The organism is Gracilimonas sp., from assembly GCF_035704785.1.
Lineage (GTDB): Bacteria > Bacteroidota > Rhodothermia > Balneolales > Balneolaceae > Gracilimonas.
Map to the genome: position 1 here is coordinate 1 of NZ_DASSWP010000239.1, position 8,476 is coordinate 8,476.

The following is an 8,476-nucleotide window of genomic DNA, read 5'->3' on the forward strand; positions in this document are numbered from 1 at the left end:
GGTTAAGTGCCTATCATTGCCGGCCCGGACGTCATACAAGATAGGATAGCGTTGAAGTGCTTTCTGTCGCTTTAACGTGAAACTTTAACAGGATAGATTGAAGTCGCTTAGGTACTGGGCTCGGCTTCAGGCGAATGTCAATCAGTACCTACACATGTAGATGCTAACAGGTCTACCTTCCCGGACCGGGGTTCGACTCCCCGCACCTCCACAATACACTTAAAAACTAAGCCAAAGTGCCTTTAAAGCGCTTTGGCTTTTTTATTTTGTGTGAATTTGTCCTCGTTGCGAAGGTCCGCCTTCGCAACGCAGTCGGGGAAGCTCCAGCTTCCCGTGGTTGAAATGAGCTTATGTTCCCGGATAACGCACCACTGGAAGCCGGAGCTTCCGGGAGGAGGTTACGCAGCTGGAGCTACGTAACCAGAATGAGAATTCTGCAATTCAAATTTCAATAGTATCACCCTTTCTACTCACATCCTGTTTTGCTATTATTGGAAGCCTTAATATCAATGATACAAAGGAGTACAACGCGCATTTATGATCTTAATAGCGGAAGCAGGTTTGGCAGAGTGATATGAATAAGAAAAGGCAGAACATTACCTCAGGAACAGAGTGGGAAGATAAAGTAGGGTACAACCGAGCTGTGAAAGTCGGGAATCAGATTTTTGTGTCCGGGACAACAGCTGTTGGTGAAACTGGGGAGATCGTTGGGAAAGGAGACGTTTACCTTCAAACAAAACAGTGTATTTTGAACATCGAGAAGGCACTGAAGAAAGCCGGTGCTTCACTTGAGGATGTTGTCCGTACACGAACCTTCATTACAAATATGGACGAATGGGAGGCCTTTGGGAAAGCACACGAGGAATTCTTCGGGACCATCAATCCGGCAGCCACCTTAGTGGAAGTAAACAAACTCATAGATCCGAATCTGTTAGTAGAAATTGAGGTAGATGCGATTTTGGGAGAAATGAGTAGTGAGTGGTGAGCCGCCTTACACCTAACACTTTGAGCCTAACACCTAATACTAAAACCACACCATTAAGTTAAAAGAAGGTTGAATTCCCAGGTCATAAACATCCATAGGCTCTGCAGTCAGTCGCCGTTGATTTTGAGGCACTGAAGTATCAATTACCAGATTTAATTCTCGATACCAGGTATTTTGCCTATCCAGCACATTGAATACAGATACATTCATTTCCAATTTTGTACTACGGATGTCTAGGTTGTACTCAATTCCTGCATCAAGCCTTCGGTAATCTCCTAACCGCTGTTTGTTTTCAACCCCTAAGAAATAAAGTCGGTTTGGCACTCCGGAAGAAGCAGTAAAACTCAAAAAGCTCTTTAAATTAGAAACTGGCTCATATTCTATGGTAGAACTGAAGCTATGGGTTCGATCCCAACTGGCATAAAATTCATTGCTCCCCAATATTACCTCGTTTTGGAAGGTAGATTCAGAAAGGGTATATGAATGGCTCAGAGTTATTTTTTTGAACCTGTTTCTGAGAAGAAATTCGAGTCCCTTGGAAATCCCGTCATTATTGTATAGCCATGGCGGGGCTTCAAAACTGTTACTGAGTGACTGCGCATTGATCTCAAAAAGCCGGGCATTATTCAATGCTTTGTAATAGCCTTCTATCTGAAACAGCGTATTTCCCCACAATTTAGCGTACGCCCCGGCCGTAAAATAGTCAGAAGAAGTGGGGGGCTGTTCCTCAGAACTAATGATCCAGATATCAGGGCTGCTTATGTTGTAAAAAGAGAGTCGATGGGTGAATTGATAATTCCTGCTGTATCCCAACCCAAATGACAGAGGCCTTTCATTGAGAAACTTAAGTTTAACTCTTGGTGAGAAGTACAGAAACTCACCGTTGGTATAGTAATGTAATCGACCACCCAAATGAAGATTGATCAGGTCTGAATTTGTGTAATCCATTTGTGAGTAAAGGTCTATAAGCCCTGATTCAAAGTTGGTAAAAAAACCGGGACGATCGAATGATTCTTCCAAGTATTCGCCCATGAAGTATTGGAAAGACCCCCCAAAGGTCCATTGAGTTTCAGGCCGTATCAAATCAAAAGACTGGTCAAATTTAAACTCATTGAATATACTTTCATTTTTCAGGGGAAAGGTAAACACCTGAACTCCGGAACCACCATTTTCAATACGGTTATAAACAAAGTCATCTTTACTGAATTCAGTATTATAAATACTTGCAGCTGCCAAAGTATGGCTGTAAAGGGTATTGGTTACAGGAGCAGTATAAGTAAGGCTGGAACTGAAATTACCCCAGTTATTTCTTGTTTCCATGTCTTCGAGGCTGAACCTTTCATCAGGTGCACTTGGGTTGAAACGCCGTACAAGTCGCTTTGCATCCTGAGATACATTATCTGCACCATAATAACTGCCGGCTATCAATCGGCTTCCGTTTTTAAATTCAAAGTATATCTTTCCGTGGAGATCAAAGAAAGCGGCATCATACTCTCCAGGAAATACAAGCCTTGATTCAAGATCAGAAAGGTTATCTGCGATCACTTCGCGGGGACGCTCTATATTCAAACCGTAGGCTATGAGTTCATCATTGCCAAACCAGTTTAAGGTATTCATGGTAGATGTGCGCCCGGATACCAGCCAGCTGCTCCTTCCCGAAACCAAAGGTCCCTGCAGCGTGGTATTGAAAGCGGTATTACTAAGCCCGGCAGAAGATCTGAAATTATTTAATGAGCCTGTTTTGGTGAGCATAGAAAGAGTTCCGCCGGGAGAGGATGGGATTTGAGCGGGGGTTACATCATAAAAGAAGCCGGAATTTTGAATCGCATTGGGGTTAAAACTATCCAGTAATCCGAACAAGTGAGATTGATTATAGATCGTGATCCCATCTAAAAGTATTTGAGTAGCATCAGAAGAACTGCCTCTTACATTGATACCATTATTGATAGCGGGGCCATTGCTTACAGAAGGCAGCGATTGCAACGCTTTCGCTGTATTGTTCTCCCCAAATGGATTAAGTACCCCGGTATTTATAAAATTTCGGTAGATACTGTCGGAGCCGGCTGAATAATTAAATCCTGTAACTACGATATCATTCCCTTTTACTGCTTCAGGTGATAAACGGATAGTGATATCCTCAAAAGAGCTGCCTTGCTTCAGATCAAGTGAAATTTGATTGGTTGCATAACCGAGATAAGATCCGCTAATGGAGAATTCTTGTCCTGACGCTAACGAGGTAATACTAAACACTCCTGATGAGTTACTTGCCGTTCCGTATGTTTTATTTCCTCTTTTCCAGAAAATGGTGGCATAGGGGAGGCGCTCCCCGGTTTCTGCATCAACTATTTGCCCGGTTATGGAAATATTTTGGGCGGGATCAGCTTTTTGTATGTAAAGAACGATCTGTCTTCGATCTGTATTTGCATCTACTGCAATATTATAGGCGGAAATGCGGGAACTCAGAGAGTCTATAAAATCATCTTGCTGCGCCTTAAAACTAAGAGTTATACCTGCAACCTGCGATTCCCGATATAAAAACCGATAGTCAGTCTTGCTTTCAATAGTTTCAATGATCTGCAGTAATGGAGCAGATTGAAATGAAAATTGAGCAAAAGCCTGCTGCCCCACCCCTAATACCCCTAAAAAAAACAAAATCGCAGAAAGGTGTTTAAGCATCAGTTGCCCGGATTAAATACGTAGGTACTGTCACCGGTATGTGTGAAGCTTCCCCCAAGAACCAGTTCCAGGTCGTGAAGTACGGAGGAAATCTCATCAAGTTGAATTGAACCGCTTAAGGTTTCATCAAGCACCGATTCAGGGCTTTCTATTTGTATGTTGAAATGCTGCTCAAGCTCGTTGAATACAGCCGACACCAATTCATTTTGAAAGACCAGCTCATTCGTTAGCCAGTCGGTATAAACTGATTCCTCTGATTGTGTAATCAGAGGAGAATCAGTGGCATCATTAACTATAGATGACTGACCGGGCTCCAGTATCACAGATTCTGAATTTTTTAGGGATTCATATTTGATCTTCCCTTCCTGCAGAAATACTTTTGATGAATTTCCCCAGCTGCTTAAAACAAATTGGGTTCCTAAAACTTCAACTTTGGCCTGATCCGTAACGACAGTAAATGTACGATCCGGGTTATGAGCAACTTCGAAATACCCTTCCCCTTCAATTCTATATTCTGCGGAATTGGGAGAAACAGAATTTTCATACAATCGAGAGTTAGGGCGAAGGCTGACGGTTGATCCGTCCTGAAGTTGTATCTGCTGAATGGATGCAAAACTTTCACCGATCAGTGTAGGACTTGTAAGGCTTTGATAAACAAAACTTCCTACCAAAGCTGTGATCAGTAAAGCTGCAGCAATTGCATACCTTTTAATTGCCGGCGTTAATTTAAAGATCCGGGCAGTGTCTTTTTCTTGATCAATTTCAGACTGAATAGAATTCCAGATAGAGGCGGAGTCTATTTCAGGAACATGTTTTTTTATAGTATTCCGGTATTTAAACAACTCAATGAGAAAAGGATCCGCATCTTTTTTCAATGAGCTCAGATCCGGCAAAGCTTCTCCTATCTTCCTAGCAAGCAGAAGGTCAGCGTCATCAGGTGATATGTAGGAATTGTCAGCCATTTTAGTTTAAGAAACGGGCAGATTATGCATCTGCCCCAATTATTAGAGGATCTGTGGATCAATCTTCTTCGTTATCATCATCAGGAAGCTCAAATTCGATCTCGTCTGCAATGAACTCCAGTTGATTTTGAGGATTAATATAACCCTCGGCTTCGGCAATAACCGTAACGCCGCTTTCCAGAGCGAGAGCTACATCTTCCAAGGTTTCAAACCCATCATCTCCTTCAATCTCTGTTCTTGGGGTAATAATAACGATTATATCATTGTCGAGAGTGACAGTTTCATTATCAAGGTCTACTGAATTTACTGAGGCCTCAAGTTCGTCATCGTCATCAGTTACGAATCCGGATGAAAGGTTGACCCTAAATTGTTTGCTTAGGTTGCGAAATCTTAGCAATGCGGTACCATCACCATCCATAACAATAGTTCCGGTAATGGTTTTAGTTGATTCATCGCCGTTATTATTCTTATAGATACTCATTTCGTAGGTGAGTGTACCGTTAACACCTTGTTCAAGAGACCCATTTTGAGCTACGGTATCTTTATTGATCTCAATATCAAGAAAGCTGATCTCATTTACATACGACCGCTCGAATGTATCTCCATTTGCTCTAACTCCTGTAAATGAACCATTTCCATAATGCTTGCCGTCAAATGAAAGAACAGAAGCGGCTGTACTTAATCCTTTTATGGAAAAAGTATCTGCACGGCTGAAATTTGAGTGCCGAAAGCGGTTCGACATATCACCGGTCTTTGAAGCAGTGAAATCTATATTTTCGATGCTTTCTTTATTCATACGCGGCTGCTGAATAAATGCGCCTTCAATATCTGTAAAGATATAAGTGAGAACTGCTGAGAGGTTTTTTTCGAAGTTTGGAGCATTTACCTGACGGTCGAAACTGATGCTATGTGTGCCGGTTTCAGGATCATAATCATACTGAAAGTTACTCTCGTTGCCTCTGCCTGAATATTCGTCATCATCATTATCACCATCTCCATCTTTGGCAAGTGTGCTACTTGTGCCGAATCCATCGATTGAGACCGTTGCCAATGCATCATTCAAACTGGAGAATACCCCCTCATTATCATCAGAAAGAGCCTGTCCCATAATTTGGCTGGCGGCTTCAATATCTTCAGGAGTAAGTTCATTGTTGAGGTCATCTGAAACATCCCCTAAAGTACATGCAGATATCAAAAAGACAGGTACTATATAACCTGCTGCTTTCAGAAGTTTTTTAAATGCTTTCATGATTATAAAATTATTGTTCTGTGTTCACTATTAATACACATCAGATGATTGGTACCCCTAACCAATATTAATATATTTTTTCAGAAATCTTAATAACAAAAAAAGCCCTGTTATTGTTCACATAACAGGGCTTGCTTGGGTTTATTGTCAGTTAGTAGTAGGCCATAAGTGCCTCCTAATCATCATCATCGTCGTCGTCATCATCATTATCTTCTTCTTCTTCACCTTCGGCTTCGAAAGAGTTTTCGATATTATTTTCAATGATCTCTTTATTAGCTGGATTTGTTGGATCTAATGGATTTCCCTGGTTATCAGTAAACCAACCTGCCGGATCTATATTAATAGCTACTGCGGCAGAATTTGTGCTGCTGCTGATTTCCAATGGGGGATTAAGATCCATTTCAATTTCAAAGTCTGCGTCTGATCTGAACATGAATTCTTCACCGTTATAAATGCCTTTGATCACGAGAGAATACTCGTCATCTCCATCTCTGAAATCAGGATCATCAACTTGGGTGCCGTCATCATCATTTTCAATTTCCATCTCAAACTCGTCATACAGGCCGGCCGGGATTTGATGAGAGGTCAATTCAACGCGACTACCGTCAAGCGGAAGATTGACGATGAGGTCCTCTACTTCAAAATCAGCAGAGTCATCATTTACACTTTCGAGTTCAAGTTCCTCAACAAGCAATTTGATCTCAGTAAGAGAATCTAAATTTATTGCTTTAAACTTGGCTACAGAAGAAGTTTGTACCTGCATGGTTACGGCTACTTCTTTTGGGCCGTTATCGTCAGAGTTGAGGACGTTACATCCTGCTCCGACAAGCATTACACTAATAAAAATTGTAAGAGGTATGAATAGTCTGGATAAATTCATGGTGTTGAAATTAAGTTCGGATTATTTTTAACAGCATTTTGCTGTATTTGTTCCAACTTAATTACACATGAAATAGGGGATACCCCTAAAAGAAATTATAAAAAATCTTTAGCGGTCTCTGAAAGGAGGGCACGGAGGTCTTTTAGGGCAAGTCCCATATGATTTTCTATGGTTTTAACAGAAACCTCTAAAAATTCAGCCGCTTCTTTATAAGTGAAATCCTGAAGAAAGCACAGCCTGAACACATTTTGTCTTTTTTCAGGCATGCTTGAAATAGCATTTTCTAAGGCATTATGAAGCTCTTGCTGTTCCAGATTACCATCCGGAGCGTTATTAGTTGAAACGGCTACATCGGGAATTTCTTCATTACGGTCGAACTTGGAATGGTCTCTAAACAGGTTTAACATTCTGGTGTATGCAATTCTGAATAGGTAGGCACGCAAGGACTTACTTTCTTCAATTTTGCCTCTGTTTTCCCAAATATAGATGAATGCTTTTTGAATAAGGTCCTCTGCAGCATCTTCAGAAACGCCTTTTTGCATCAAAAACCGAAATAATTCACCGTGATGAGCATCAAAAAATTTCTTAAAAGCCTTTTGATCTCCGTTTTTAATTTTTAAATAAATGTCTGATTCGTTAGACTCACTGTCTAATGCAGCGCCCAGAATCAGTAATAATTGAATAACAGTTGCGTCCATCTAAATGATTTTATTTTCGCTAAATTTGAAGAATTTATATTAGAATAAGAAATCGGCATGAAGACATTTTTATTTCTTTTACTACTATTTTCAAGTGCTTTCCTACAGCATAGCACGACTGTTGAACTGTATAAAGAAGAGAAGGAAGATCACATTGAGATCTATGCCCGTAATCAAAATGTGTATCCTGTTACCATTGAAATTGAACTTGAGATCGAAAATTTACGACCGGACAAAAATCCCCCATATCTGTATACCGTTGATCCCGGAAGAGACCAAAAGATCATGGATCTTTTTTATGAAGACAAGAGTGCAGGCTGGAAATACAGGTCAGGTTATCAATATTACATGGGTGACATCAATGCTCGCCATAATAATAGTTTTGCATACCGATTACCTTATCACAGAGGAGAATCCTATAAAGTTGATCAAGGTTTTGGCGGGCAGTTTTCTCATCAGGGAGAGCTGCAGTATGCGCTCGATTTCAATATGCCTATGGGTACTGCGATCTATGCAGCCCGAAATGGGAAAGTTGTAATGATGGAGGAGAATAGTGACAAGGGCGGGCCCTCAGCTAATATGATGGAGTTTGCAAATTTTATAACCATTATGCACGATGACGGCACTTTTGCTGATTACTCCCACCTGAAATATCAGGGAGCAAATGTGAGAATAGGCCAGCAAGTTCAAATGGGGCAGGTGATTGGATATTCAGGAGCAACAGGATATGCTACCGGACCTCATCTTCATTTTGTAGTAAAGAAAACAAAAAGAGGTGGAGGATTTACTTCAATTCCAGTAAAATTTGCTACTAAAGACGGTATTATTCAGCTTCGGGAAGGAGATACATATATTGGATATTGAATATCCAATAATAAAATAACCAATGTTCAGTTTCCATTTAAAGAGTACCTGAACATTGGTTACCGGAATTTTATTAATGTCTACTTTTTAATTTCCTTCCTCAAAATATTCATTGACCAATATCGGTTCACCAAACCCAAGTTGTTCAAGACGATCGAGTTG

7 protein-coding genes and 1 other RNA gene are annotated in these 8,476 nt (G+C 40.8%); 3 read left to right on the plus strand and 5 right to left on the minus strand.

From position 1 onward, the window contains the following. Together ssrA and VFM80_RS13345 are read left to right on the plus strand one after the other, a co-directional pair. Positions 1 to 214, plus strand: a transfer-messenger RNA (tmRNA) gene (gene ssrA / locus VFM80_RS13340); the annotation flags it as partial. 360 nt (positions 215 to 574) lie between these two features. Continuing rightward, positions 575 to 985, plus strand: a complete 411-nt coding sequence (locus tag VFM80_RS13345) for a RidA family protein (protein ID WP_395072485.1) — start codon at positions 575 to 577, stop codon at positions 983 to 985. A 39-nt stretch (positions 986 to 1,024) separates the two neighbouring features. On the opposite strand, the gene VFM80_RS13350 is transcribed toward VFM80_RS13345, so the two are convergent. From VFM80_RS13350 to VFM80_RS13370, 5 genes are all read right to left on the minus strand, one after another. After that, complete coding sequence (locus tag VFM80_RS13350; RefSeq protein WP_395072487.1) at positions 1,025 to 3,661, minus strand: TonB-dependent receptor; 2,637 nt, start codon at positions 3,659 to 3,661, stop codon at positions 1,025 to 1,027. Next, positions 3,661 to 4,623 (minus strand): FecR family protein, encoded by a 963-nt coding sequence (locus VFM80_RS13355; RefSeq protein ID WP_395072489.1) that lies wholly within the window; start codon positions 4,621 to 4,623, stop codon positions 3,661 to 3,663. Before VFM80_RS13355 ends, VFM80_RS13350 begins: the two co-directional genes overlap by 1 nt. Positions 4,624 to 4,681: 58 nt before the next feature. Beyond that, positions 4,682 to 5,872 (minus strand): hypothetical protein, encoded by a 1,191-nt coding sequence (locus tag VFM80_RS13360; RefSeq protein ID WP_395072491.1) that lies wholly within the window; start codon positions 5,870 to 5,872, stop codon positions 4,682 to 4,684. 175 nt (positions 5,873 to 6,047) lie between these two features. Further along, entirely contained in the window at positions 6,048 to 6,752 is a 705-nt protein-coding gene (locus VFM80_RS13365) for a hypothetical protein (RefSeq protein WP_395072493.1), read from the minus strand. Between the two features lie 95 nt (positions 6,753 to 6,847). Next, entirely contained in the window at positions 6,848 to 7,450 is a 603-nt protein-coding gene (locus VFM80_RS13370) for an RNA polymerase sigma factor (RefSeq protein WP_395072495.1), read from the minus strand. A 57-nt stretch (positions 7,451 to 7,507) separates the two neighbouring features. On the opposite strand from VFM80_RS13370, the gene VFM80_RS13375 reads away from it, so the two are divergent. Further along, the gene (locus tag VFM80_RS13375; protein ID WP_395072497.1) at positions 7,508 to 8,314 is read left to right on the plus strand and encodes a M23 family metallopeptidase; all 807 of its coding nucleotides are present in this window, start codon (positions 7,508 to 7,510) and stop codon (positions 8,312 to 8,314) included. Positions 8,315 to 8,476: the final 162 nt, after the last annotated feature.

Excerpts from the sequence above, each read along its gene's own strand:
- VFM80_RS13345 (WP_395072485.1), top strand. The coding sequence starts at position 575 with ATGAATAAGAAAAGGCAGAACATTACCTCAGGAACAGAGTGGGAAGAT.
- VFM80_RS13350 (WP_395072487.1), bottom strand. The coding sequence starts at position 3,661 with ATGCTTAAACACCTTTCTGCGATTTTGTTTTTTTTAGGGGTATTAGGG.
- VFM80_RS13355 (WP_395072489.1), bottom strand. The coding sequence starts at position 4,623 with ATGGCTGACAATTCCTACATATCACCTGATGACGCTGACCTTCTGCTT.
- VFM80_RS13360 (WP_395072491.1), bottom strand. The coding sequence starts at position 5,872 with ATGAAAGCATTTAAAAAACTTCTGAAAGCAGCAGGTTATATAGTACCT.
- VFM80_RS13365 (WP_395072493.1), bottom strand. The coding sequence starts at position 6,752 with ATGAATTTATCCAGACTATTCATACCTCTTACAATTTTTATTAGTGTA.
- VFM80_RS13370 (WP_395072495.1), bottom strand. The coding sequence starts at position 7,450 with ATGGACGCAACTGTTATTCAATTATTACTGATTCTGGGCGCTGCATTA.
- VFM80_RS13375 (WP_395072497.1), top strand. The coding sequence starts at position 7,508 with ATGAAGACATTTTTATTTCTTTTACTACTATTTTCAAGTGCTTTCCTA.